This is a genomic window from Flavobacterium sp., from assembly GCF_044348915.1.
GTDB lineage: Bacteria > Bacteroidota > Bacteroidia > Flavobacteriales > Flavobacteriaceae > Flavobacterium.
Window position 1 is genome coordinate 1 of the sequence record NZ_JBIKRX010000040.1, and the last position, 24,794, is coordinate 24,794.

Sequence of the window (24,794 nt, forward strand, 5' to 3'; positions counted from 1 at the left end):
GGTTTTTATCTTTGCAAAGACGTGATAAATCATCGTCTCTACGATTCTCTTACTCTCTTTATTCTTGTTCTAAGATCTCTCTTAAAACGGCTGTCAATTCAATATGTCTAAGAACTTTCGTTTTTTTATTTCCTAACCAACCTCTCGGTTAGCGGGTGCAAAAGTACAACTTCTTTTTTGTTATGCAAGAAAAAAATATTTTATTTTTGAAATAAAATTTCAACAATCAAAATTGATTTTTGCGGAGGCCTAAGATATACAATCTTTGAAATCCACACAACTTTTTTTGTTGTTTTTTTTCGATATTATAAAAGAACGTCTGCTTGAATGCGGGTGCAAAAGTACTCTAAATATTGATTTAAACAAGTGTTTTTTTGAAGTTTTTTGAAAGTATTTTTTAAACCACTGAAATCCCGCAGGTTGAAATAGAAACTTTTTTTGACTTGATTGACTTCGTAGCTAAAAATTGAATTGCATTCTACTATAATAGTATTTCTTAATCGTAAGAGAAAGTAGAAATTGTCTCTTTATAGGTATTTGCGTTAGGGATTGCTTCGCCAGTTCGCTTTGCTCGTGTGAAGTGGAAATCCTATTATGTCTTTCCGATGACAATCAGGAAGACATAATAGATTGAAACGAATAGCCCGACCTGAAAGGGAACGCCAAAAAAGAATTTATTTGGCTGATTCTACTGCTTTGTTTATCCAAAAATCGGTTAGGTTGTCGTAGTCCACAGGTTTTGCAGGTGGCTGATTGATCAGTCTGCGTGACTCGAAGGCTCTCACAAGGATCGTTTCTATAAGGTAATCTTCGTTGACCTGATACGGCAAATATTGTGCTTTCAAGTTGAGATCAAACATTTTGGCCGTCGTGTTTGACCAAAATGCTGTCCATCCGCTTTTTAAGGTTTTGACCAAATCATAGGTGGTTACTCCTGTTTGGCGATAAATCAACTTAATAAGTATTTGACCTTGCTTGCGAGATAGTTTTTTGAGTTGGGCCTCGAACTCATTGTTCAGGTAACCTTCGACTATTTTGAAGTATTTTTTCTTTTCTTTATTTGTTTTTAGGCTAGCCATCCCCCTATTGAGTGCTGTCAATCGTTCTGAAGCTAGTTTTGCGTATGGATAAGTCCTGTACACCCGATTTTTAAGAAGTTCAAATTGTTTTTTTGATTCAATATCAATTTTCCCTTTATAAAGCACTATTTCCTCTAATTGAATGGTGTCTTTGAAAATAGTATCATTATCTCTGATGTAAAATCCCGAACTTATGCTGTCTTTTGGAGCTACTTGCGCTTTGATTGAAAGGGCTAAAAAAAGGAATAACAACAAAAACTTAGTAATCTTCATAGCTGTATATAATATATGAGACAAAATTATACATTTATATGCAACTGTAGTGCCATTTTTTTAATTTAGCCAAAAAAATATTTATGAGTTCAAAATCGATATTAAAAAAGACATCCCTTACATTTTTGGAAAACTATTTGAATAATGCTTCCCCTACAGGATATGAAAGTTCTGGACAAAAACTGTGGATGGATTACTTAAGACCCTATGTAGATACATTTATTACTGACACTTATGGCACTGCAGTCGGAATCATTAATCCCGATGCTCCTTATAAGGTAGTTATTGAAGGGCACGCCGATGAAATTTCGTGGTATGTGAACTATATTACGGATGATGGATTGATTTATGTGATTCGAAATGGTGGTTCTGATCATCAAATTGCCCCTTCGAAAAGAGTCAATATTCATACTAAAAAAGGCATTGTAAAAGGTGTTTTTGGCTGGCCTGCTATTCATACTCGCAATCGTGGAAAGGAAGAAACTCCAAAAATCGACAATTTATTTATTGATATAGGTTGTTCGAAGAAGGAAGAAGTTGAAGCCTTAGGCGTTCACGTGGGTTGTGTCATTACCTATCCGGATGAATTTATGGTTTTGAACGAAAATAAGTTTGTTTGCCGCGCCATCGATAATAGAATGGGAGGTTTTATGATTGCTGAAGTGGCTCGTTTGTTGCACGAAAACAAAATCAAACTGCCTTTCGGTTTGTATATTACCAATGCTGTTCAAGAAGAAGTAGGACTTCGAGGTGCCGAAATGATTGCCAAAACCATCAAACCCAATGTAGCCATCGTTACTGATGTTTGCCACGATTCTACTACACCGATGATTGACAAAAAAATTGAAGGTGAAACCAAAATTGGAAAAGGTCCCGTAATTACTTACGCTCCTGCTGTGCAAAACAATTTGAGAGAACTCATTATTGATATCGCTGAAGAGAAAAAGATACCTTTTCAACGACTGGCTTCTTCGAGAGTTACGGGAACTGATACCGATGCTTTTGCCTACAGTGATGGCGGTGTGGCATCGGCCTTGATTTCCTTGCCGTTGCGTTATATGCACACTACGGTTGAAATGGTACACCGTGATGATTTGGAGAATGTAATCAAATTGATTTATGAAACTTTATTGAAAATAGAAAACGAGGAAACTTTTTCGTATTTCAAATAGCAATTTCGTTACCCTAAACTTGAAATCCTTTCCTTAGTACTATAGAGGAAAGGATTTTTTATGTATTTTGAAGCTATAATTTGTATTCGAACGCCTAGTTATTTTTACGTATAAATGAATGATTGTATAGGTAAGGTTTTCATACTCTATATGGAGAGTATATGGGGCTTTGATGAGGCTTTGATGGGGAGCAAACTCACTTCTTGATTCGAGTCTAATTCTGAGTGGTGTTCGAAGAAAACAGCTTTTCGTTCGAATGCAGCTTTAATCAAATAGTGGCTTCCTTTGAAATACGATTGCTTGACGATGACTTTGAATTTTCCCGCTTCCACTAGCTTCAATTGGTGGGGAAAAAATAATACGATTTCATCTGCTTCATCGGAATCGGAAAAATGAGACTTTTTCAATTCATTAACTTCGCCAAAAAGCGACGCAACATAATAACTAGGTGGATTGTTATAAAGTTGTCTTGAATTTCCGCTTGCAATCAATTTTCCATTTTGTAATACTATTGTTTCATCCGAAAAAGACAAAGTTTCGGCGCTGTCGTGGGTCGCGATGATACAAGTGATTTGTTTCTTCTTGAAATAATTGAATAAATTACGACGAAGTGAATTTTTTCGAAAGGAATCTATCTGGCTAAACGGCTCATCTAGTAAGAGAATTTCGGGTTCTAAAGCCAAAACTCTTGCTAGTGCCACTCTCTGCTGCTGACCACCGCTTAAGTATTTTGCTTTTACTTTGGCAAACTCCGTCATTTCGACCATTGCCAAAAGCTCCTGAACTCTCGCTTCCTTTTCAGCCTTATAAATATTAGACAAAAACTTGCCCACATTTTCTTCGACTGTGATGTAGGGCATTAAATCAAAATCTTGGGCTAGATACTTAATGTAATCTTCGCCCGGAATTAGATTGTATTTTGGCCCGAGTATCGTATTGCCATCATAAAATATCTCGCCATTATCCAAATTATACATTCCGTATAAAAGTTTTAACAACGTACTTTTACCGCAACCACTCTCCCCTATTAGAGCTACATTCTGACCTTTGGCAATTTCGAAGCTAAGATTCTGGATAACGGGATTATCGACATAAGTGAAGGAAATATTTTTTACCTGTAGCATTATCTGTGTTTAAAGGTGCAAATTTACACAGTTTATTAAAAGAAATCTATAATGATTTTTATAGAATTGTTTCTATGTTTTAGCGTGAAATTTTGGAAACTCAACCGCTTTGCTTTTGTATTTTTGTTCTGCAATAAAAGTTTGCAAGCGATTTTCTTTTTTAAATACCGCTATTGTGTATCTTTGGGCTCGTTTTAAATGATTCATATTTAATGCGAATTTTGGACGAAGAGCTAGTTTTACAAATTTTACTTTGGCGAAAACTGGAAAAGAATATATTTTATTTTCTTTTCTTTTTCTGAAAAAATTTACTTTATTTATTCCTGTCAAAAGTTGCATTAATTAGTTGAATCAAAGATTTAAATAAAATGATATCCGACAATTTACAAAAAGCAATCGAAATATTAAATGAAAACGAGTTAATAGCCATTCCTACGGAGACTGTTTATGGCTTAGCTGCAAATATATATAGTGAAACAGCTGTTTCTAAAATTTTTGAAACGAAAAATCGCCCGTTATTTAATCCTCTAATTGTTCATATTCATAATATCAATCAATTAGAGGAATTAACCAGTTATATTCCAGATAAAGCTCGTTTACTAGCAAGTACTTTCTGGCCTGGAGGCTTGACCTTGGTTTTAAAAAAGAATAGTAAAGTGCCTGATTTGATCACTGCAGGAAAAGATTCTGTAGCCATACGAATACCTAATCATCCGGTTACATTAGCTTTGCTGAAACAATTAAGTTTTCCGCTAGCTGCTCCAAGTGCAAACCCTTTTGGTTGTATTAGCCCAACTAAAGCCATACATGTTGAAGAATATTTTGGCGATAAACTTCAAATGGTTCTTGATGGAGGTGATTGTAAAAATGGTATTGAATCAACAATTATTGGATTTGAAGGCGATGACCCCATTTTATATAGATTAGGTGCAATTGCTGTTGAGGATATAGAATCTGTAATTGGTTTAGTAAAAATTAAAAATAAGGAAGAGCATACTCCCGATGCGCCTGGTATGTTATCAAAACACTATGCCCCAGCAACAACTACGATTTTAGAGAAAAATATTGAGCAAAGCATAAAGTCGTTTCAGGGTAAGAAAATAGGCCTTTTATTATTCTCACAAAAAATAAACAGCCAACACGTCATTCATCAAGAAATTTTATCAATTAATAATAATTTAGAGGAAGCGGCAACCAACTTATATAGTGCTTTACATAACTTAGATAAACTCCATCTCGATATTATTATCGCTGAACGATTTCCGGATATCGGATTAGGAAAATCAATTAATGACAGATTGGAACGCGCCACAAAAAAATAAATTTTAGTATCAAACGTAATTTGCAACAATAAAGAGAAAATTGATGCAAAAAAAAATTTTTTATTGCCGGCAATGCCACCGATATAGGGTATAACAATTATTTCTTTTTCGTGTCAATATAGACAATACCATTGGAAGCATAGTATCGTAAGATATTCTGAACAGATTAGTTTATAATAGCACAGTCCGATATGTTATTTGCTACTATTAATGCCATTTCGGGTTTAGTTTTATTTTCGAAAACTCAGGATAAGCAACTTCAAAAAAACTAAGAGCTCAATATTAAGCATAAAAAAAAGCATCATTATCGAGCCGTAATGGTGCTTTTTGAGTAAAATTAGATTATTTACTTTCCCTTTTCGCTTATATTTTAGAGTTTGTTTATCTTCAAGATTTAGAAAGTTTATTGATTACATCAAAATCCAAAGCTTGGGTTTCATTTGAAATGTTGTTTCCGGTGATTTCATTGTCTTCAGCAATAAGTTGATCAGCAGTTTTTTCTCTTTTTTGAATGTTGGTAGACTCAACAAACACATAATCTTCTACAATAATGTTGATTAGATTAAAATCCAAGATCAGTGTTTCATTTGAAATGTTATTCCCTGTAATTGCATTATCTTCGGCAATAAGTTGATCCGCAGTTTTTTTTCTTTTTTGAATGTTGGTAGACTCAACAAACACATAATCTTCTACAATACTGTTGATTATATTAAAATCCAAGATCAGTGTTTCATTCGAAATGTTATTCCCTGTAATTGCATTGTCTTCTGCGATAAGTTGGTCAGCAGTTTTTGCAACATTCTGTGTTGAAACTATCTCGACAGGTTCCAGGACATAGTTTGATTTAACTAAATCAAGATTTGAAAAATGCCGAGAGGAGCTATGTTTTTTGCTATAACCGATTTGTTTCACTTCCTTAGTTAAAATTATTTGCCCAGTAGTTGAAATAATTGCTTTAACACTATTAGTGGCTGCAACTTCTTTTTTTGATTCTTGTGAAGCTACTACTCCACTCATGTAATCAACAGATTTATTGTCTAAATTAGTTAATACAACTAATGCAAGTCCGGTGTAAATGATTAAATTTTTCATAATAGTTATTTTTTAAAAGTTATTTTTTCGTATTTACTAAAAACATATAATAATATCCTATGCAAATATATATCTAAAAGACAGTATCTTGTTTTGCATAGTACTGATATTTAACAATAATTTAATATTTCAAAAATGGAGGCAACCAATATATTTCAGCACAATTCTCTTATAACCACATAGAAACAAGATCTTTAATAAAAAAAATAAATTAATTTACACCAAAAAAAGCTAGGACAAGGAATAGAGAAAAAAGAAAAATAATATCTTTACGAAAAAGAAAAACTATGCAATCTACAGTCACCACAGTCGGAGAATACATAAATGAACTTCCCGAAGAAATAAAAGAGTTCTTTTTAAAACTCCGAAATAGCGTTTTGAATAATCTTCCAAAAGGATTTCAAGAAGAAATGAGTTACGGAATGTTGGGTTATGTAGTTCCTCATGACCTCTACCCAAGCGGATATCATTGCAATCCTAAACTACCCTTGCCCTTTTTGAGTATTGCTTCGCAAAAGAATTTTATTGCCTTGTACCATATGGGCATCTATGCAAGTCCTGAACTTATGGATTGGTTTACAACTGAGTATCCTAAACACTGTAAGCAAAAATTGGATATGGGCAAAAGTTGTATTCGATTCAAAAAAATCGACCAAATACCTTTTGATTTACTTGGCGAACTTGCAGGAAAAATGACCGTAGAAGATTGGATTAGTTGCTACGAACGCCAACTAAAAAGCCGCTAATTCGATTAGAATAGCGGCTTTGGTATCATAACATTTAGCGATTATCTATTCGCCAAATACTCCAAAACATTTTTTTCGATTCGTTCGTTAATATTTGTAATATCCGCTTTTACGAAGTTTTCACCTAGAATATTTTCATACAACTCAATATATCTTTCCGAGACGGTTTCGATGTATTCGTCGGTCATTTCCGGGATTTGTTGTCCTTCTTGCCCTTGGAAACCGTTTTGAATCAACCAACGACGAACAAATTCTTTAGACAGTTGTTTTTGCTCTTCGCCCCTATCTTGTCTATCCTGATATCCTTCTGAATAAAAATAACGTGAAGAATCTGGTGTATGGATTTCATCAATAAGAACGATAACACCGTCCTTGGTTTTACCAAATTCGTATTTAGTATCAACCAAAATCAATCCGCGGCTGGCAGCAATTTCGGTTCCTCTTTGGAATAAAGCACGAGTATATTTTTCTAAAACCAAATAATCTTCCTCGGCAACAATCCCTTTTGACAAAATGTCTTCACGTGAAATATCTTCGTCGTGCGATCCATTATCAGCTTTGGTCGTTGGGGTAATGATTGGTTCTGGGAATTTGTCGTTTTCTTTTAATCCTTCGGCCATTGTAACGCCACAAATTTGTCTTCTTCCTGCAGCATATTCACGAGCGGCGTGACCTGAAACATAACCACGAATTACCATTTCTACTTTGAACGGCGTGCACAAATGACCAACTGCCACACTTGGATCCGGTGTTGCCAGCAACCAATTGGGTACAATATCTTGCGTAAGCTCCATAAATTTGGTAGCAATTTGGTTCAATATTTGACCTTTATAGGGAATCCCTTTTGGTAAAACCACATCAAAAGCCGAAAGCCTGTCGGTTGCCACCATAACCAAAAGTTCATCATTGATGTTGTACACTTCCCTTACTTTGCCTCGGTATACTGATTTTTGATTCGGAAAATTGAAATTCGTTGTAGTTATTGTGTTCATTGTAGTGTGTTATTTTATAAATGCAAATTTAGCAATATTTTCGAGCCAAAAAGCATCATTCGAGATTTATTAAGACAAAAGTAGCGCTGACAAATATCTTGCAACACCGTCCTTTTCATTAGAAGAAATCACTTCCATTTGGGGAAGTTTGCTTTTAAAACTTTCAACAGCATTCTCCATAATCAAAGATTTTCCAGCTGCAACAAGCATTTTTTCGTCATTGAAACCATCTCCAAACGCAATTGATTCCTCGAAAGAGCGGTCTTCTTTTTCCAAAATTCTAGCGATAGCCACACTTTTGTCCACTGATTTGTCCATAAATTCCAAACAAAAAGGAAGGCTAAAAGCATAATGAAATTCCTCAGAATGGTCTTTCATTATCCGATCTTTTAGTTCCAGTAATTTGTGATGGTGGTCGTGAGTGAAAAATAATTTTATGGCACTCAAATCCTTGACCTTTTCAAAATCTACAATTTCATTGGGATAATTCATTTCCTCTTGAAAACTGTTTAATTTTTCATTTACTTTATTCGATAACCAAACATTTTCTTGGAATAACACTGTTGTAAACTCAGAGTCGATTCCTAAATCTAAAACCGATTTTATGGACTCACTTTTTATATCAAAGGAGTAAAGCAGTTCTTTTTTAGGGGAATGAATGCGGCCACCATTAGAGGTTACCAAGTAAAAAAGGCAGCCTAAATTTTTTAAAAGTGGCATTGCATCTAAATGATGACGACCTGTCGCGACAATTATTAAGTAATTTTCGTCGGAAAGCTTGCGAAAAACGGTCTTTGTATATTCGGAAACTCGGTGGTTGTTATTTAATAAGGTACCGTCTAAATCGGTAATTATAACTTTTACTTTTTGTTTTAAACTCATGCTAATTCGTCTCTACTTGAAGAATTGCAAATTTATTCTATTTTGAAAAGCTACGCAATGAAAAGAGTTAAAGCCACAAAAGAAATAGGTAACAACATAATTTCAAGTCTGAAATACTCTAAAAAAACTTTACCACAAATTATACAAATTTTCACAAATTTTATAGCTAATAAAAAGAAATTAGTGACAATTCGAGTAATTTGTGGCTGAAAATAAAATTTATTTTGATGAATTTCTAATCGTGATTTTCAATCTGTTTGTAGGCATCAATCACTTTTTTGACTAAGCGATGGCGTACAATATCTTTGTCGTCGAGGTAAATGATTCCAATTCCTTCCACATCTTTCAAAACTAAAATAGCTTCTTTCAGACCCGAAATCGTTCGCCTCGGTAAATCGACTTGGCCCGGATCGCCAGTAATCATAAACTTGGCGTTTTTCCCCATACGAGTCAGGAACATTTTCATTTGAGAATGTGTGGTGTTTTGGGCTTCATCAAGAATGACAAAGGCATTGTCCAGCGTTCGTCCTCGCATAAATGCTAAAGGTGCAATTTGGATAATTCCTTTTGCGATATGATCCTCGAGCTTTTCGTTCGGCAACATATCACGCAAAGCATCGTATAAAGGTTGCATATAGGGATCTAGTTTTTCCTTCATATCACCAGGAAGAAAACCAAGATTCTCACCGGCTTCGACCGCAGGACGAGTCAAAATAATCCGTTTGACTTGCTTTTCTTTCAACGCTTTTACGGCCATAGCCACACCAGTGTAGGTTTTACCTGTTCCTGCTGGACCCACAGCAAAAACCATATCGTTTTTAACCATGGTGTCGACCAGCAATTGCTGATTGGGAGTCATCGCTTTGATGATCTTTCCGCCTACACCGTGTACCAAAATTTTGTCGTGACCAAACCCTTTGGCGTCTTCCTGAATGGTACTTTGCAGTACGCGGTCAATGACGTTATCATCAATGTTGTTGTAGCGTGTAAAATGAAGCATCAAGCGGTTGAAGCGGTTCTCAAACTCATCTAAGACTTCTTTTTCGCCAAAAGCCTTCAGCGTAGTTCCTCGGGCTACAATTTTCAGTTTGGGATAATACTTTTTAATCATTTCAAGATGAGTGTCTTGAGCGCCCCAAAAATCTTTTGGAGCGATGTCTATGAGCTCGATGATTCTTTCGTTCAAAAGCGGTAGTTTTTAAGTTATTAATTTAAGGAAAGTCGTAAGCCAATTCCATTGGCATTGGTAATTAAATCTAGTTTTGAGTTATTTAATGCATTGTATCCTAATGTTGATTGATAATTATACTCATTGACAACATTTTTAATCTTTTTGGAAAAGCCTATTTTAACGGGAATGGCCACTGCCAAAGCTGCTAATCCGACAAAAGTCAATGCGGAAGGATAATTACGCTCGGTTTGTATTGAATTTCCAGTCACGGTAGTATTGCCATCGGTATTTGCTCCTATCACTACATCGATAGCCATTAAGCCTAATCCTCCAATAAGCAAAACATTACCAACGGTTTTTTTAGACCTTCCGGCATTATAATCGGCTAATAATTTTTGATTGTTTTTTAATAATTCCCTAACTTGGTCAGGCGAAATTTGTTGGTTTTCAGAATTTAAAATAGTTCCATTAGACTTGGACACCAATTTTTGAGAATGAGATTGTAAAATGCAAAAGAAAAGTGAGAGAACTAATAATGTTTTAATCATATTGGGGTTTATTTTAAATTCAAAATGTAAAAATCTAATTAATTAAAGCCGAAAATACTTTAGCTTTGCATTTCTCAAATTTAATGAGTTTTAGCTTGCATTCGCTTTTTATTTATAAACAATTTTATGTCAATAATTACTCTTACCACCGATTACGGCTTGAAAGACCACTTTGTTGGTGCTTTGAAAGGTAAGATTTTGACCGAGTATTCCGAGGCTACTATTATTGATATTTCACACAATATTGACGCATTCAACACATTAGAAGCGAGTTACATTATTGGAGCGGCTTATTCCAGTTTTCCAAAAGGTAGTGTGCATCTTATTGGTGTGGATATGGAATTCAACAAAGAAAACCAACATATCGTGATGCAATGGAACGATCATTATTTTATTGCCGCCGATAATGGCATTTTGAGTATGCTGGTGCAAAAAATTATACCTCAAAAAATTGTCTCTATCAACATTCACGACCGATTCCCCACTGATGCGACCGATTTGGATGTTTTCGTAAAAGTCGCTTGTCATATTGCCAAAGGCGGTTTGCTGAACGTGATTGGCAAAGAAATAAAAGCCATCAAGCAAGTCACCGAATTACAAGCTGTTACTGCCAATGACGGAAGTTCGATAAAAGGATACGTGATTTACATTGACCATTTTGGCAATGCGGTAACCAATATTTCTAAAAAGCAATTTTTGGAAATAGCCAAAAGCAGGCCGTACGAAATTCAGTTTAAAAACAAAATTGTCAAAACCATTCTGCCCAATTATTCTGCGATAGCAAGTTCTGATAGATATCCATTGAAGAATTATGAAGGCGAAAAATTAGCGATTTTCAATGAAGCGGGATTTCTAGAAATTGCTATTTTCAAGAGTAATCCATCAAAATTAGGTTCTGCCAATAGTTTGCTGGGATTGAATTATAGGGATGTTATCAATATAGTATTCAGTTAGCAGTTTTTAGTAATCAGTTTAAAATTCCTAAATCTAAAATTAAAAATGTTCATACGAATAGTAAAAATGTCCTTTCACGAAGAAAATATTCCAGCATTTCTGGAAAACTTCGAAATTATCAAAGATAAAATACGAAACGCGCCCGGAAACCGTTTATTGGAACTGTATCAGGACAAAACCAATCCATCGCTTTTCTTTACATACAGTTATTGGGAAACCGAAGAAGACTTGGAAAATTATAGACAATCGGAGCTTTTTAATGAAGTTTGGGCATTCACAAAAAAATTATTCAACGACAAACCCGAAGCGTGGAGTGTAGATAAAGTTGCCAGTTTGCAGTAATTAGTGGTCAGTCATTTAACAATAAACAAATATAAACGGAATGAGATTGCTTCGTTCCTCGTAATGACAATATGAAATCAATAATAGTAAGAGAAATTAAATCCTTTTTTGGCTCGCCAATTGGTTATTTGGTGATTGCCGTTTTCCTGATTGGGAACGGTTTATTCCTTTGGGTTTTCGAGGGAGAATATAATATTTTGAATAGCGGTTTTGCCGATTTGAGTCCGTTTTTTTCTTTGGCTCCTTGGATTCTGATTTTTCTGATTCCTGCGGTGACTATGCGTAGTTTTTCGGATGAGAAAAAGCAAGGAACTCTAGAATTATTGCTCACAAAACCCTTGAGTATTTGGCAAATCGTGAACGGTAAATTCTTGGGTTCGATGTTATTAATCGTTCTGGCGATTGTTCCAACTTTCATTTATGTTTGGGTCATTTCAAGTCTAGGTTCACCCGAAGGAAATATTGATATGGGCAGTACAATGGGATCGTATTTTGGATTGTTGTTTCTTATTGCCGGCTATTCTGCAATTGGAATTTTCACTTCTACTCTATCCGAAAATCAGATTGTAGCTTTTATTGTTGCCGTGTTTTTGTGTTTCTTTTTTTATTTTGGTTTCGAAAGTTTGGCAACTATTATCCCTAGTTTTCAAGGGCTGATTTCAGCTTTTGGAATGCAAGATCATTTCAAAAGTATGAGTCGTGGTGTGATTGATAGTCGGGATGTGGTTTATTTTGTGAGCATTACTGTCTTGTTCCTTTCCTTTACCGTTTATAACCTAAAATCGATTAAATCCTAATGACAACTTCCAATAAAAACAATATAAAATCCCTGTTGATTGTCGTTGCATTACTTTTGGTTTTGAATGTGATTAGCAGTTATTTTTTCCATCGTTTTGACTTAACCAAAGACAAAAGATACACGCTTTCGACTACTTCTTTGAATATCATCAAGCAAGTACAAAATCCTTTGTATGTAAAAATCTATTTGCAAGGCGATTTACCTGCGGAATTCAAGCGTTTGCAAAGCGAGACCAGAGATTTATTCGAAGAGTTTCAAGCGTACAATAAAAACATTATTTTCGAATTTGTCAATCCATTGGAGAACGAAGACGAAAGTATGGACAACATCAAGGAGTTGTATTTAAAAGGTCTTACTCCAATAAACATCACCGTTGACGACAAAGGAAAACAGTCTCAGGAGATGGTTTTCCCTTGGGCGATTGCCGTTTACAACAATAAGGAAGTCAATATTCCTTTGTTGAAAAATATTATGGGCGCTTCGACAACTCAAAAAGTGGTCGGTTCAGTGCAACATTTGGAATATTCTATCGCTGATGGCATCAATAAAATCACCAAAGCCAAACAGAAGAAAATTGCCGTAATCAAAGGAAACGGCGAACTCGCAGATGTGCAAATTGCTAAATTCCTGATGCAAGTTCGAGAAAGTTACCACATTGCTCCTTTTCCTTTGGATTCCGTAGCCAAAAACCCAATAGGAAGATTAGAAGCTTTGCAAAAATACGACTTAGCCATTATAGCCAAGCCAACGGAAACCTTCACCGATTCCGAAAAGCAAGTTTTGGATCAATTTATCATTAATGGCGGAAAAACACTGTGGTTGGTAGATCAAGTCAATATGGAAATGGACAGTTTGTACAACGAATATGGTGCAACTTTGGCGTTTCCGCGAGATTTGAATTTGAATGATATGTTCTTCAAATACGGATTCCGCATCAATCCAGACTTGGTCAAAGATGAACAAGGAAGCCCAATAAAATTGGCCACTGGAGAACAAGGAAGTGCCACGCAATATCAGGAATTCAATTGGAAATTTGCACCGCAAGTGTATCCTATCAGCCAACATCCTATCGTGAAAAATTTGGGTGGAATCAAATTCGATTATGTTAGTGGAATAGACACTTTGAAGAACGGCATCAAGAAAACGGTTTTGTTGCAATCGTCTCAATATTCGAAACGCATTGGTTCGCCTGTTGAGATTAATTTGAAAATTGTAGAAGAAGCCACCTCTCCCAATCATTATTTGAATACCGGAAATATTTCGCTTTCGGTTTTGCTGGAAGGTTCGTTTCATTCGGTGTACGAAAATCGGGTGTTGCCTTTTGCGCAGCCCAGCTTTCAGGCCCAAGGCAAGGACAATAAAATGATTGTGATTTCGGATGGTGATTTGATTCGCAACCAATTGGATAAAAACTTTCAACCGGTGGAATTGGGCTTTGATCAACGCTCTGGGAATTTGTATGACAACAAGGATCTCTTGATGAATTGCGTCAATTATTTATTGGATGACAGCGGACTTATTAACATTCGGAGTAAAGATCTTGATTTGCCTTTATTAGATAAGGAAAAAGTTTACGAAAGTTATACCCGAACACAAATCCTCACTATTGGGCTACCACTGCTTATTTTAGGGCTTTTTGGAGTTGTTTTTAGCTTTTTGAGAAAGAGAAAATATGCTAAGTAATCCGCGATGGTTCTGTATAAATGCGATAAACATTAAAATATTTCTTGTAAACCATTAAGAGATTAAGGTCCATTAAGACCATAAAAAAAACTTAATTTCCTTACTCTCTTACAGGTTGAAAAAACAATAAAAAACATTGTTTGAAAATTTTTTGGCTCAGTTGTAATTGCAAGAAATGTTAATAAAAAAAGTTTTATTCTTACGATAGTTTACGATATATTTGTAGACTGTATCGCCTTTAGGATAATAGCGATGCCCTATTCCAATAAAAAACAAATATAATCTTCCTATGAAATTTATAGTATCGAGTTCGTACTTATTAAAACAATTACAAGTTCTAGGTAATGTTATCAACAGCAGTAATACTTTACCTATTTTGGATAACTTCCTTTTTGAATTGGATCATAACACTTTGACGGTTTCGGCTTCTGATTTAGAGACAACAATGTCAGCCACTTTAGACATCGATTCTACTAGCAAAGGAAGTGTTGCTGTTCCTGCAAAACTACTTTTGGAAATCTTGAAAACCTTTCCAGAGCAACCTTTGACTTTCACTGTTGAAGAAAATAGTACTATCGAAATTAGTTCTAACTCAGGAAAATATGCTTTGGCGTATGCTCCGGGAGAAGAATTTCCAAAAGCGGTAAACTTAGACGAACCTTCTGTGACTTTGGTTCCAGCCGATGTTTTAGCAACTGCGGTTAGTAAAACCATTTTTGCTGCAGGAAATGATGATTTACGTCCGGTAATGTCGGGTGTTTTCTTCCAATTTTCTCCACAAGGATTGATCTTTGTTGCTACGGACGCTCACAAATTGGTAAAATATGCTCGTACTGATGTAACAGCTTCACAAGTAGCCGATTTCATTATGCCGAAGAAACCTTTGACTATTCTTAAAAATATTTTAGGTGCTTCGGATGCCGAAGTGAAGATTGAATACAACGATTCAAATGCGACTTTTTCTTTCGATAATTACATTTTGATGTGTCGTTTGATTGACGGAAAATATCCAAACTATGAAGCGGTTATTCCTAAAGAAAATCCAAACAAATTATTGATTGACAGAACACAATTTTTGAATTCTGTTCGACGTGTTGCGATATTCTCTAACAAAACTACTCACCAAATTCGTTTGAAAATAGCTGGTGCTGAATTGAATATTTCTGCCGAAGATATTGATTACTCGAACAAAGCTGAGGAAAGATTGACTTGTGATTATCAAGGAGATGATATGCAAATTGGATACAATTCTCGATTCTTAACCGAAATGTTGACCAACTTACAATCGGATATGATTATGCTTGAAATGTCTTTGCCAAATAGAGCTGGAATTCTTACTCCTGTTGATGGTTTAGAAGAGGGCGAAACGGTGACTATGTTGGTAATGCCGGTAATGCTGAATAATTAATTGCAGATGGCAGGTTGCAGATAGTAGGTTGCAGGTTGCAGATGGCAGATTTTAAAAGCTAACTAACCAAACCATTTTTATATTCGAAAGCCCCAATTTCTAGTGAAATTGGGGCTTTTCTTTTATTCGTGCATTGCCAAAACTGGTATATGCAATTTATTTGAAAATTTCTGCGTCAAACTAGGCTTGAACAATTCAACGAAAAAGTTTCTTTTGTACGTCAACATTGCCAAGACATCGATACCTTTGAACAAAATAAAGTCTGCGATAGTGTCTTGCACATCATCACTAGGAATTATTGAAAATTGAATCGGTTCGCCAACAAATTCTTCTTCCCATTGTTTTATAGTAGATGGTGAAACATCGGATTTATTTGTTCTTACGTACAAACAATTTATTTTGGCGTGGGTTTTTTTGGCAATTTTCAACACTTCTTTGAGTGCTTTTTTGTCTTTATCCCGATAGCGAGTGGTGAATCCGATAGTTTCAATTTTATTAAATTTTGATCCTAATGGAACACTCAAAACAGGCACATCGACCGCTGCCAAAACATTACCAGTATTACTGCCCAAAAAGAAGGCCTCCCAACCGGTCGATCCTGAAGTTCCCATTACAATAAAATCAATTTTCTCCTCAGTGATTGCTTTTTTGATATTGTAAAGTAAACTTCCATCCATCAAGCGGTGACTCATTCTGATGTGGCCAAGCTTACGTGCTTCGGCAATGGCGTGAAGTTTTGGAATTTCTTCTTTAAACATATCAAATTCAGTCAATTGAAGGGAATCAAAAACCAAGTTATAATTCACAGGTACAAACTGATTGTCATAAATTGGGAGTTCAAAAGTATGCAATAAAATGAGTTCGCCATTCACAATTTTTGCAAACTCCAAAGCGTGTACAAAGGAGTTGGTTGCAGCTTCGGAAAAATCTGTGGGAAACAAAATCTTTTTCATATTGACTAAGTTAAAGTTATTTCAAATGCAGTTATTAATTGTCTGTATTGTAGAGCTAATCAAATTCAATTTCAATTTAAAAAAATTGTCATTGTTGAAATGCCTTCTCCAATAAAAGTGCAATTGCGCTCTACTAATTTTCTACCTTAAATTTAAGCAAAAAAAATAGAAATACAATACTATTTATGAGATGTTTATGAAAATATTAACCCTAAACTGTTGTTTACGAGTTTACGATGTTTAAGGATTTAAGAGTTTAAAATGGTTTAAGAGTTAAAAAAATGGCTCAATAGCGGTTACGTTTAAATAACTCCGATCTTTTTCATCAAGAAAGTAGCGCTCTTGTTCTTGCAAATCCCATCGCGTAGTACAAAGTCAAAGTGCAAATCATTGTTAGCAATTTCGACCTCAAAACACTTGTTGATTAAGGTTTCTGGATAGTCTTTGGTCGTCAAACAAACTTCAATATCGTGAGTGGCGATCGCTCCAATCGCTTTCTTAGCAATCACTTTTTTGATCACTTCGATTGTTCCGTTTCGTTTATCGTCGGAATTGGTTCCTCTTAGGATTTCGTCCAATAGTACAAAAGCAGGCCGCTGCTCCAATTCGTCCATAATTTGTTTCAAGCGCTTGATTTCTGCAAAGAAATAGGATTCACTGTCTGATAGAGAGTCCGATAATCGCATCGACACCAAAACCGGCATCGGATGTACTTTGGCTCTTGTTGCGCACACTGCTGCTCCCATTCCAGTCAAAACCATATTGATTCCTAAACTTCGCAGAAATGTACTCTTGCCCGACATATTGGAACCCGTTAAAATCATAAAAGATTGAGGTTGAAAATCGATGGTGTTGCCTACCCTACCCTTTTTAGAAAGCAAAGGATGGCTCAAATCTGCGAATGAAATTTCAAAATTGGAATTCAATTCAGGAAAAACGAAGTCGGAATTGTTGTAAGACATATTCGCCAAGCTGTTCAGCATTTCAAATTCTCCAATTACAGCCAGCCAATTTTCAAGTGATTGAGAGTGCTGATTTTTCCATTCCATCAACGATTTAAAGACGTGCAGATTGTATAAAAAAGTCCCGTTGAATAAAACCGCGGTGATCAAATTTTGAATACTGTCCATACTCGAAAACAAGCCAGCTAACTGCTTCAGATGCACGCTTGCATTTTGATCTTTAAAAGACAATTCCTTTTGTAAATGAACTAATTTCTCAGCCTGGAAAGATTCCGCTTCAATCTTTTGCAACAGCAAACCGTATTGCGCAATGAGTTTATCAATATTCGATGAGTTCGCAATTTCGAGTTGAATTCTTTTCATAAACCTACCCAAAAAAGCCAAATTGAAAACAAATACGAAGCTCAAGACCTTCAATACCATAAGATTTGAAGTCATCCAATACAACAAAGCAAAGCCCAGAAAAAGCAGAGGCGAAAGTATCGAAATAACCACAGTCCCTTTGGATAATGGCGTGCTATTGAATGTACTCCATTGCAACAGCGACTCATAAGAGCGTTTAGTGTCCTGACTAATTTTGGCCAAAGCGCTATACTCTTGACGCCAAACTAATTTATCGGTAAGTTCCTTAATTGCGTCTTGGTTGCGGATGATTTCTTCATTTGGCAAAAGTTGAACACATTGGTTGGCAAAAGTCTTCTTGCCAATAAAAGTAGCGGTTCTATTCAAATTTTGAAACAAGGAATGATTGCCAAAAATATCCAAATCATAGGCATAAGGATGGTGAAAATCGATGAACTCTGCTCCATTTTCGAAAGGAATTTTGTTGTTTTCGAGATAGTCAACTTCATCAGAATTGATCGCAATCAGGGCTTCTACCATCTTCATTTGAAATTGCAACTTAGTATGAAATCGCATCAACAGGAAAAAAGCAATTAAAGACGCAAGCGAAAATATCAAGAACGCTATTTGGCTATCTTGAAGATAGTAATAGCCTGAAAGGAAGAAAAGAAGAATACTCCCCAAGCGAAGTAAACTGATAGTATTGTATTTTGTTTTGATTTTTTTTAAATCCTGCGAATAGTGTTGACTTCTTGATTGGTACGATTCCATTTTTTTGTAATAAAACACAAATATAAGAATTGCAAGGTATAAGTTCGCATTAGAGCACGGCATTCGCTTTTAAAACTAAATGCTAGCTTGTTTTTTATCAAATAATATAATTGGGACACAGATGACATTGATCATACTGATTCGCACGGATTTCTTATCTTAATTCAGTAAAAAGAATGAGAATTTGTGTAAAATCCGTTCCATCTGCGTCATCTGTGTGCCATTATATACAAATCGAAATATAGTATCAATAACCAAAATCTTAAAAGCGAATGCCCTGGCATTAGCCCCGTTTTCAATTCGCATAAAAAAACAGAAACTTATCAAGATTTAGTACATTTGCAAACAAGAATAAAAAAAATGCTGAACAACGATTCTATAGTGGCGCTTGCCACACCTTCTGGAGCTGGAGCCATTGCCATAATTAGACTTTCCGGCGAGGAGGCAATTGCTATTGGCAATTCGGTTTTTAAATCAATTAAGAACAAAGAATTAACCAAGCAAAAAACGCATACTTTGCATTTGGGGCATATCGTTGACGAACAGAAAGTATTGGACGAAGTCTTGGTTTCCATTTTCAAAGGGCCAAATTCGTATACGGGCGAGAATACCATCGAGATTTCCTGTCATGGTTCTACCTATATCCAACAGCAAATTATTCAGTTGTTGCTTAGAAAAGGCTGCCGAATGGCCAATGCAGGAGAATTTACTTTACGTGCTTTTTTGAATGGCAAACTCGATTTGTCCCAAGCCGAAGCGGTAGCCGATTTGATTTCGTCTGATAATGAAGCGTCACACCAAATTGCAATGCAGCAAATGCGTGGCGGTTTCTCGAATGAGATTGCCAAACTGCGAGAAGAACTATTGAACTTTGCTTCCCTGATCGAACTCGAATTGGACTTTGCCGAGGAAGATGTAGAATTTGCCGACCGAAGTCAATTTCACGAACTACTGAATCGGATTGAGTTTGTGTTGAAACGCCTGATTGATTCGTTTGCGGTGGGGAATGTCATCAAAAACGGGATTCCTGTGGCGATTGTAGGTGAACCCAATGTAGGGAAATCGACTTTACTGAATGCTTTATTGAACGAAGAACGCGCCATTGTTTCGCATATTGCGGGAACAACTCGGGACACGATTGAGGACGAATTGGTGATTGGTGGCATAGGATTTCGATTTATCGATACAGCTGGAATTCGCGAAACAGAAGATCACGTTGAGAGCATTGGAATTCGTAAAACTTTTGAAAAAATAGAACAAGCGCAGGTGGTTTTATACATAGTGGACAGTATTCAGTTTTCAGTGAGCAGTTTTGAAAACATAAAGATTGAAATTCAAAAAATCAGAAATCAATTCCCTCTAAAACCTTTAATAGTCATTGGTAATAAAAAAGATTTATTAGCTGCAGACTCCATCGAAAACATAGAAAAAGAGATTCCTAACATTTTACTAATTTCAGCCAAAAATAAAGAAGGAGTCGACGAACTCAAAAACCAGTTGCTCTCATTTGTCAATACCGGATCTTTAAGAAATAATGAAACAATTGTCACCAATACAAGACATTACGACTCTTTATTAAAAGCCTTGGACGAAATACAGAAAGTGAAATTCGGACTCGAAACTAACCTATCGAGCGACTTAATGGCACTCGATATTCGCGAAGCTTTGTATCATTTTGGGATGATTACGGGTCAAGTTACCAATGATGAATTGTTGGGTAATATCTTTGCCAACTTTTGTATCGGAAAGTAAAACATAAAGCAATCTATCCAAAGCCTTGCAGTATGTCTTTTTTATAAACTTATCGATATTGTTCTAATCATAAAAAAACAGTAAAAAAGGAAATCGCAATGGCTAATTATTTTTCTTAGCTAAATCCTTAAAGCTGCAGTAAATTATTTGATAAAACAGCTTTTAAGTGGGTTAGATAATATAGAATATAGTTTTTTTTAGGTTTTTTTGATTTACAAAAAAAAAGCTGTTCTTTCGGGTAGCCTCTCTCAAAAAAAATATTAAAATTAGCTCTTAATCAAACGAAATGTTTTCGTTTTCTCTTCTTGGTTTACAATAACATTATAAACACCAGGTGGATAATTTTCTCCAAATTTAATTGTATTAGATTTAACTTGACCTTGTTTAATTAATCTTCCGGTCATATCATAAACCTGAACTCCTATTGCCGCATTTCCTTTTCCAAATGATTGAACTTCAAGTATAAATACATCTGAAGAGGGATTTGGATAGACTATAACGTCGAACTCGTCTACAACTGGTGTTGCAACTTGATATAAAGCTAAAGTTGGTGGTGTTGTTGGCTGCGAAATTGTTAAATCACTTAATGGGTACTTAGTTGTAAAATACTCGGAATTAAATTTTAATCCCTCATAAAAGAAGAAAATTTCTCCACTAATACCATTAACTCTATTTTCATTAACCATTTGTTCTAAATATAGATTTGTAGAATTATAGGTTCCAGATTGGATTAAAACACCAGCATAAAGTTTTGATTTGTCGGCACTGTTTTTTAAAGCAGAAACTTGTGATTTTAGTGTTGACTGATAGGATGCAAAATCATATCTATATATTTGTGGTATTACATAATCACAATACTTTTTATCCAACCAAGTAGGCCAATCTTGCAGATAATTTGCTTTGGCCCAAGGCGAAACACTTGGCGAACAAGAAACGATAACATTGGGTTTTTCGGCCTTTACAGCGCTATATAAATCTCCAAGAAATTCAGTCAATTTATCTGTTCTCCAATTAATCCATGCGGTGTTATTTTCGTTTGTTGGCGGCGAAGCACCTCCGTTTTCTGATTTATACAATGCAACAGTATAATCATCATATCCTCCTTTTACAGGCATAGCTGGTAATCTATCATCACCTTGTATTCCGTCAACATCGTATTTTTTTACTACCTCAATAACAAGAGATTTTATAAAATTTTGAACTTCAGGATTGATACCATTCATCCATTCGAAACCGTTACTCGAAACTAATAAAGCTTTGTTAATATCGCGAGCACTCCATTGCGGATATTTTGCCAGTATTATACCTCCATTTTGACCATTTGATGCCGCAAATCCATACTCAAACCAAGCATGAACTTTAATGTTTTCTTTATGTGCCTCAGTAATCATTTCCTGTAATGGATCTCGTCCAGAAAAACTTTCCATAATTGGAATTCCAAATTCTCGATTCATTATATCGCTTACATAGAGGGTTCTTGCTTTATTCCAAACCACTACATAAATATCAGTAATCGATGAATTTTTACAAATTCGTACAGTTTCTTTAATATTATTTAAAGAATTTAGAGCCGTAGAAGCTACATTGGTTACCCAGACACCTTTTATCCCTTTGACTGCGACTTGGGTTGCATCGGTAGCGGGAGTGATTGTCAAATTTAAAGTAGCTGTATTACATCCCGAGACATAAGTTACTGTTGTGCTGGAAGTATAAGTTAATCCATTTGCTGGCCAAGTATAAGTTCCTCCTACTTGTGATTGAGTTATACTCCCGGTAGTTGTTGAAGCAGTTATGGTAACAGCAACTGGAGTTCTAGAACTTTCTAAATTAGAAACAGTCTGAGAAACATAATACGTTCCTGCTACTACAGCAGTAGCTGTAGCTAAAGGAGTGCCGCCAGTTGCACTATTATACCATTTTAAATTTGTTCCTGTAGCTGTTAAACTGGCGACTGTTCCAGGGTTACTACAAATGCTCTGAGCGGCTGCTGTTGGAGCGGCTACAGCAATCCCTCCACTGTCTAGAAGTGTAGTACCACTTATTCCATTATTCGTACTAAGGGCATAAACAATAATGGAGTTGGCAGATCCGCCTAAAGGATCAGGAACTGTTTTTATCGCCAATCCTCCGGTGCCATTAGCATTAGCAGTTGTTCCAAGAGTTGGGGTCGAAGCAATAAGTGTAGCTGATGACAAACCGAAAGTTACATCTATCAATTTTACATTCTCACTTCCTGTGCCATAGGAAAATGCAGCAATATACTTTTTCGTTCCTATTTCAAAATATTTTATATCATTAGCTGATGAAGCAATAAGTGATGTAGTTTCGGTAGTTAGTGTTCCATTTGAATTGCATTTATAAATTGCCCTGCCGTTAGATTTTATAAAAAAATTTGGATTCGTGCTAATTGTTTCAGGTGTTGCCACTAAATTACCACTAGTTATTCCTAAAGAGCTAAGCGTAATAATAGTTGGTTCTCCTAAAACACCTCCGGTTACAATCCATCGCACTATTTTATGTACAGCCGATGTTCCTGAAGTTCCAGAAACTTGACCACCTGCCATAATTACGGCGTTTCCAGTGATGTCTCCAGTTACTGTAAATGAATCACCTAATCGAAGATTATCTGCAACAACGCCAGTATTTAGAAAAGAAATATATAGCGATGGAGTTGCAGTTTCTGAATTCCAGCGGTATATCTTAAAAGCGGAACTATTTGATGTTTCTGTTAAATTACAAGCCAGAATTGCTCCATTGCTACTAACCTCTACGTCATTTAAAGCAAAAGTACCGCCGCTAACAGCTGTGTAATTAATGATATCTGGTAAATCGATACCATTAGTGCCATTAATTACTTTAATTAGGTTTCCTGATTTTCTAGAAACCACATAAATTTTGTCGCCTAGGGCGGCAATACCTCTTTCGGTATTGCTTGTGCCCATCCAAGTCGGTAGGTCACCAGTTGCACTAGATCTTTTCCAATCTATTTGTGCATTTACGATGCAAGAACTTGCAAAAAATAGTATTAAATAAAAAAATTTCATCAATTTTGAATAAGTGACTGTAAATTTATTAACATTTTTTAATATGTAACTACTAAATAATAAATTATTTTTTTTAATAATGTAAATAACAAATACATTTAAAAATTCTTCTTCAAGCCTAAAAATAAGTATAACTGAAATTTCTTCAATAAGTTTAAGAGGTAATTTACCCACCATTTCCGCTAAACAGAATATTGAGGCTGAAGATCTCAAAAACCAGTTGCTCTCGTTTGTGAATACGGATGCCTTGCGAAATAATGAAACAATCGTCTCCAATACAAGACATTAGGATTCTTTATTGAAAGCTTTAGACGAAATCCAGAAAGTAAATACGAACTAGAAACTAATCTTTCGAGTGATTTAATGGCTATTGATATTAAGGAAGCCTTGTATCATTTTAGGACAATTACCGGGCAGGTTATGAATGATGAATTGTTGGGAAATATCTTTGCCAACTTTTGCATCCGAAAATAAATCTCCTTCTTTTCTCTGGCGAAATAGTGTGTTCATAAAAAATCTAATTAAATTAATTTCAATTGTAAAAAACTAAAGTTAAAAAAAGGTATTTTTGGATTTTAACATACAAAAATGAAAGCAAATTCAACCTTTTAATGAACCTAAATTTCAATATAGACATAGCAGAAGGATATAAAAGCAATTCTCAGATTGCAAGAGTTTTAACCGAAAACTGGGTAAAAGAAAATTCATACTGTCCAAACTGCGGTCAATTGCCATTGAATGATTTTGAAAATAATATGCCTGTTGCAGATTTTTATTGTTTTGGTTGTAAAGAAGAATTTGAATTAAAAAGTAAAAACGGAAAATTAAGTACCATAATTAATGATGGTGCTTATGACAGTATGATAAAAAGGATTACTTCGGATACAAATCCAAATTTTTTCTTTTTGACCTATGATAAAAATATTGTGGACAATTTTTTAGTAATTCCAAAACATTTTTTCACTCCAGAAATTATAATCAAACGAAAACCTTTATCCATAAATGCTAAACGAGCAGGCTGGATTGGCTGTAATATTGATATTTCAAAAGTCCCTGAAAGTGGAAGAATTTTTATAGTTGAAAATTCAAAAATAATTGAACAAGAAAAAGTTCATATAAAATTAAAAAGGACTGATTTTTTAAGGGCTAAAAGTTTAGAATCGAGAGGTTGGATATTAGATATTTTAAATTGTGTTGAGGAAATTAAAAAGGAATCTTTTACATTAGATGAACTTTATGCTTTTGAAAATAAATTAAAAATTATAGGTATAGGCGTTTAGGCCGCCCAAAAACGAAAATAGTATTACCTTTGTCAAATGAGTACAAGGGAGAAATTTATAGGTGTGAATTCAATAACATTTAACAAGCGATTTAAGGAAGATG

General features: G+C 35.2%; 21 protein-coding genes and 1 pseudogene. 11 read left to right on the forward strand and 11 right to left on the reverse strand.

What is annotated here, in order from left to right; genetic code table 11:
- Positions 1–674 precede the first annotated feature (674 nt).
- On the reverse strand, positions 675–1,352 hold the full coding sequence (locus tag ACIQ1E_RS08355; RefSeq protein ID WP_396170490.1) for a DUF4294 domain-containing protein: 678 nt from the start codon (positions 1,350–1,352) through the stop codon (positions 675–677).
- 83 nt (positions 1,353–1,435) lie between these two features.
- Here ACIQ1E_RS08355 and ACIQ1E_RS08360 point away from each other — a divergent pair, with 83 nt between their 5' ends.
- Entirely contained in the window at positions 1,436–2,524 is a 1,089-nt protein-coding gene (locus tag ACIQ1E_RS08360; RefSeq protein ID WP_396170456.1) for a M42 family metallopeptidase, read from the forward strand.
- 146 nt (positions 2,525–2,670) lie between these two features.
- On the opposite strand, the gene ACIQ1E_RS08365 is transcribed toward ACIQ1E_RS08360, so the two are convergent.
- Together ACIQ1E_RS08365 and ACIQ1E_RS08370 are read right to left on the reverse strand one after the other, a co-directional pair.
- A complete protein-coding gene (locus ACIQ1E_RS08365; protein ID WP_396170458.1) occupies positions 2,671–3,648 on the reverse strand; it encodes an ABC transporter ATP-binding protein in 978 nt (325 codons plus the stop codon).
- Between the two features lie 72 nt (positions 3,649–3,720).
- The gene (locus tag ACIQ1E_RS08370) at positions 3,721–3,855 is read right to left on the reverse strand and encodes a hypothetical protein (protein ID WP_396170460.1); all 135 of its coding nucleotides are present in this window, start codon (positions 3,853–3,855) and stop codon (positions 3,721–3,723) included.
- A 161-nt stretch (positions 3,856–4,016) separates the two neighbouring features.
- On the opposite strand from ACIQ1E_RS08370, the gene ACIQ1E_RS08375 reads away from it, so the two are divergent.
- Positions 4,017–4,970 (forward strand): L-threonylcarbamoyladenylate synthase, encoded by a 954-nt coding sequence (locus tag ACIQ1E_RS08375; protein ID WP_396170462.1) that lies wholly within the window; start codon positions 4,017–4,019, stop codon positions 4,968–4,970.
- Between the two features lie 387 nt (positions 4,971–5,357).
- Here ACIQ1E_RS08375 and ACIQ1E_RS08380 read toward each other — a convergent pair whose 3' ends face one another.
- Positions 5,358–6,062, reverse strand: coding sequence for a hypothetical protein (locus ACIQ1E_RS08380; RefSeq protein WP_396170464.1), 705 nt, complete (start codon positions 6,060–6,062; stop codon positions 5,358–5,360).
- Positions 6,063–6,349: 287 nt separating this feature from the next.
- Between ACIQ1E_RS08380 and ACIQ1E_RS08385 the strand changes: the two genes are divergently transcribed.
- Positions 6,350–6,808, forward strand: coding sequence for a DUF1801 domain-containing protein (locus ACIQ1E_RS08385; protein WP_396170466.1), 459 nt, complete (start codon positions 6,350–6,352; stop codon positions 6,806–6,808).
- A 41-nt stretch (positions 6,809–6,849) separates the two neighbouring features.
- On the opposite strand, the gene ACIQ1E_RS08390 is transcribed toward ACIQ1E_RS08385, so the two are convergent.
- The 4 genes from ACIQ1E_RS08390 to ACIQ1E_RS08405 form a co-directional block, all read right to left on the reverse strand.
- Positions 6,850–7,800, reverse strand: coding sequence for a phosphoribosylaminoimidazolesuccinocarboxamide synthase (locus ACIQ1E_RS08390; protein WP_396170468.1), 951 nt, complete (start codon positions 7,798–7,800; stop codon positions 6,850–6,852).
- Positions 7,801–7,869: 69 nt separating this feature from the next.
- Positions 7,870–8,682, reverse strand: a complete 813-nt coding sequence (locus tag ACIQ1E_RS08395; protein ID WP_396170469.1) for a Cof-type HAD-IIB family hydrolase — start codon at positions 8,680–8,682, stop codon at positions 7,870–7,872.
- Between the two features lie 235 nt (positions 8,683–8,917).
- Positions 8,918–9,868, reverse strand: coding sequence for a PhoH family protein (locus ACIQ1E_RS08400; RefSeq protein ID WP_396170471.1), 951 nt, complete (start codon positions 9,866–9,868; stop codon positions 8,918–8,920).
- Positions 9,869–9,888: 20 nt separating this feature from the next.
- A complete protein-coding gene (locus ACIQ1E_RS08405; RefSeq protein WP_396170473.1) occupies positions 9,889–10,401 on the reverse strand; it encodes a hypothetical protein in 513 nt (170 codons plus the stop codon).
- 126 nt (positions 10,402–10,527) lie between these two features.
- Here ACIQ1E_RS08405 and ACIQ1E_RS08410 point away from each other — a divergent pair, with 126 nt between their 5' ends.
- From ACIQ1E_RS08410 to dnaN, 5 genes are all read left to right on the forward strand, one after another.
- Positions 10,528–11,355 carry an S-adenosyl-l-methionine hydroxide adenosyltransferase family protein gene (locus tag ACIQ1E_RS08410; RefSeq protein WP_396170475.1) on the forward strand — a complete coding sequence of 276 codons (828 nt, stop codon included), beginning with the start codon at positions 10,528–10,530 and terminating at the stop codon, positions 11,353–11,355.
- Positions 11,356–11,400: 45 nt separating this feature from the next.
- Positions 11,401–11,697, forward strand: a complete 297-nt coding sequence (locus tag ACIQ1E_RS08415; RefSeq protein ID WP_396170476.1) for a putative quinol monooxygenase — start codon at positions 11,401–11,403, stop codon at positions 11,695–11,697.
- Between the two features lie 71 nt (positions 11,698–11,768).
- Positions 11,769–12,494 carry a gliding motility-associated ABC transporter permease subunit GldF gene (gene gldF / locus ACIQ1E_RS08420; protein ID WP_396170478.1) on the forward strand — a complete coding sequence of 242 codons (726 nt, stop codon included), beginning with the start codon at positions 11,769–11,771 and terminating at the stop codon, positions 12,492–12,494.
- The gene (gene gldG / locus ACIQ1E_RS08425) at positions 12,494–14,179 is read left to right on the forward strand and encodes a gliding motility-associated ABC transporter substrate-binding protein GldG (protein WP_396170480.1); all 1,686 of its coding nucleotides are present in this window, start codon (positions 12,494–12,496) and stop codon (positions 14,177–14,179) included. The genes gldF and gldG overlap by 1 nt, the downstream gene beginning before the upstream one ends.
- A gap of 289 nt (positions 14,180–14,468) precedes the next feature.
- On the forward strand, positions 14,469–15,587 hold the full coding sequence (gene dnaN / locus ACIQ1E_RS08430; RefSeq protein WP_396170481.1) for a DNA polymerase III subunit beta: 1,119 nt from the start codon (positions 14,469–14,471) through the stop codon (positions 15,585–15,587).
- Positions 15,588–15,709: 122 nt separating this feature from the next.
- On the opposite strand, the gene ACIQ1E_RS08435 is transcribed toward dnaN, so the two are convergent.
- The gene (locus ACIQ1E_RS08435; protein ID WP_396170482.1) at positions 15,710–16,540 is read right to left on the reverse strand and encodes a universal stress protein; all 831 of its coding nucleotides are present in this window, start codon (positions 16,538–16,540) and stop codon (positions 15,710–15,712) included.
- 302 nt (positions 16,541–16,842) lie between these two features.
- The gene (locus ACIQ1E_RS08440; protein WP_396170484.1) at positions 16,843–18,615 is read right to left on the reverse strand and encodes a DNA mismatch repair protein; all 1,773 of its coding nucleotides are present in this window, start codon (positions 18,613–18,615) and stop codon (positions 16,843–16,845) included.
- A gap of 360 nt (positions 18,616–18,975) precedes the next feature.
- Between ACIQ1E_RS08440 and mnmE the strand changes: the two genes are divergently transcribed.
- Entirely contained in the window at positions 18,976–20,367 is a 1,392-nt protein-coding gene (gene mnmE / locus ACIQ1E_RS08445; protein ID WP_396170485.1) for a tRNA uridine-5-carboxymethylaminomethyl(34) synthesis GTPase MnmE, read from the forward strand.
- A 266-nt stretch (positions 20,368–20,633) separates the two neighbouring features.
- Here the strand turns inward: mnmE and ACIQ1E_RS08450 are convergent, their stop codons facing one another.
- Complete coding sequence (locus ACIQ1E_RS08450) at positions 20,634–23,411, reverse strand: family 10 glycosylhydrolase (protein WP_396170487.1); 2,778 nt, start codon at positions 23,409–23,411, stop codon at positions 20,634–20,636.
- Positions 23,412–23,577: 166 nt separating this feature from the next.
- Between ACIQ1E_RS08450 and ACIQ1E_RS08455 the strand changes: the two are divergent.
- Both ACIQ1E_RS08455 and ACIQ1E_RS08460 read left to right on the forward strand, forming a co-directional pair.
- Positions 23,578–23,885: pseudogene (locus tag ACIQ1E_RS08455) on the forward strand (tRNA uridine-5-carboxymethylaminomethyl(34) synthesis GTPase MnmE); the annotation flags it as partial.
- Between the two features lie 137 nt (positions 23,886–24,022).
- Positions 24,023–24,691 carry a DpnI domain-containing protein gene (locus ACIQ1E_RS08460; RefSeq protein ID WP_396170488.1) on the forward strand — a complete coding sequence of 223 codons (669 nt, stop codon included), beginning with the start codon at positions 24,023–24,025 and terminating at the stop codon, positions 24,689–24,691.
- The last annotated feature ends 103 nt before the right edge of the window (positions 24,692–24,794 follow it).